At 31.7% G+C, this 1,953-nt stretch carries 1 protein-coding gene; it reads left to right on the top strand.

Translation table 11 applies throughout. The features are described 5' to 3' along the window. The first annotated feature begins 1,045 nt into the window (after positions 1 to 1,045). Positions 1,046 to 1,564, top strand: coding sequence for a hypothetical protein (locus U0839_RS08710; protein ID WP_413550503.1), 519 nt, complete (start codon positions 1,046 to 1,048; stop codon positions 1,562 to 1,564). Positions 1,565 to 1,953: the final 389 nt, after the last annotated feature.

The following is a 1,953-nucleotide window of genomic DNA, read 5'->3' as shown; positions in this document are numbered from 1 at the left end:
TTATTATGGATTGGTTGGAGTTCATAATTATTCAGAATTATGTCAAAGCAGCATCCAAGGGTTAAACTTGGACCAGCGGCAGTTTAAATATTATATGTAGCTTGAATATTTTTATTTATTACGTATTAAAAATAATATTAGTTCAAGAAACTAATATTGATGGATAAATTCGTTTTATTGTTATAAAATATCACGTAATGTTGTAATGACATTCAATGTTATTTACTGTCAGTAAAATTATACCTATCCAAATTATTAATTTAATTCATTTTTAAATAAAGATGTGGATTTATGGTACATTCTGCAGTTTCAGTTGAGAATGAATTTTTCTGTCTCGCAAAAGATGAAGATAAGTCAATTACAAATATGAAATTTCAGAAATTGCCTTACATTGCATATAATTGGAGTTTAGCTTTACTAAATCAACCTTTAATTTCTTCACGTGTATGGGTAACATTTTGTAAGTTTCCTTTTAGAATTTTATCAGAAAAAGGAGCGTCATTATTTGATTGTATATTGATGTTGTATTTTGAAATAATGGTTTGTAAAAGTTTGTTTATGGTGCCTCTTTTTTTGGTCTTCATTTAAATCAGATTTGAAAATCTTGTTAATTTATCCTATTAGGAACTGATTATTCCGTAAAAGTTGCCGCCTTGCATCAAGCTTATGTTTGGTTTTTAAAATAGATGAAGAAATTTCTTTTCTTTTGGTCAAGGTAAAATTCTTTATTCAAATATGGTCTTTCATGCCAGCTATGTGATTGTCAGGATTTGGCGAAAAACTCTTGATGTGTCAAGAAAACGGTTTAAAGGAAAGCAAACCTAAATTATTGAATAAAGTCTTAAACTTTTATATGAATAAATTAGGTTATGAAAAAAATGAATTAGCCAAAGTAATACAATGCAATATCGACGACCTGGATCAATTGATAAGGTTGAATTCATATAATTAAAATTATTATTTTACAACAGTAAAACTTCAGTCACCCACCCATTGCGGTGGGTTTTTTATTATCCGCTTCTCGTTTTAAAAAGGAAAAACCAGTATGACAAAAACCACAGGTGGAATTTATCTTAATCATTTGAAACATGAGGTGATAACACCAGCACTGAACTATATAAATCTTGGTGGACAGAGGGCGATCAATCAGGTAACGGGAACTTTTCTGGTGGAGGGATATGCATGCAACTATACATATCTCAGGCAGCTTGGCAAGGGGCCCGCGTTGGGGCCATGTCAGATGGAACCCGCGACCTATCACGATATCTGGGACAATTATCTCAACAATGCGAGAAGGCAACCGCTAAGAAGTCTTTTAATGCATATCGCGGGTGATTTTAACCTGGACAACAGGGGGATTCCGAAACCCGAGACATTGACAGGAAACCTTTTCTTTGCCGCGGCCATGTGCCGCGTTTTCTATATCCGGATCAGGGAGATACTGCCAGATTCCAGGAATGCAACAGCGATGGCCCAGTATCACAAGAAGTACTACAATACGGCGTTGGGCAAGGCGGATTGGCAAAAGAATATCGACCGTTTCCAGCAGGCCATTGATTGTTAGGATTTATATGTTTTATTATTCAAAATAATAAGCATTTATAGGCTTCTAAAATATCTTTAAAATAAAAAAAACAAGCTTTTTCATTTCGGGGTATAATGTGGGGTATAAATAAGATAAAAATATTAAATTTATTTTATTTATCAATTTGTTATTTGTTTAATTCGTCGGACACCTTCTCCGCCATTCAATAAGTTATTCTGTATAATTTACATTTCCCAAAAATATTGAGTTTTTTTGTAATTTTATCATGTTTTGATATTATGAAAAAATTATCAGTTAATAAAAAAGAAATTTATATCTTTTGTTTTATTTTGTTACAATTCTTTAGATTAGCGAGTTTTTATTATTATTGCTTCAATTTCAAACAAAGTATCATCCCAAAAAATTTA

The organism is Commensalibacter sp. A3DC (assembly GCF_047307945.1).
Classification (GTDB): domain Bacteria; phylum Pseudomonadota; class Alphaproteobacteria; order Acetobacterales; family Acetobacteraceae; genus Commensalibacter; species Commensalibacter melissae.
Note: the sequence above shows the minus strand (reverse complement) of the source record. Positions and strands in the feature narration are given on the sequence as shown.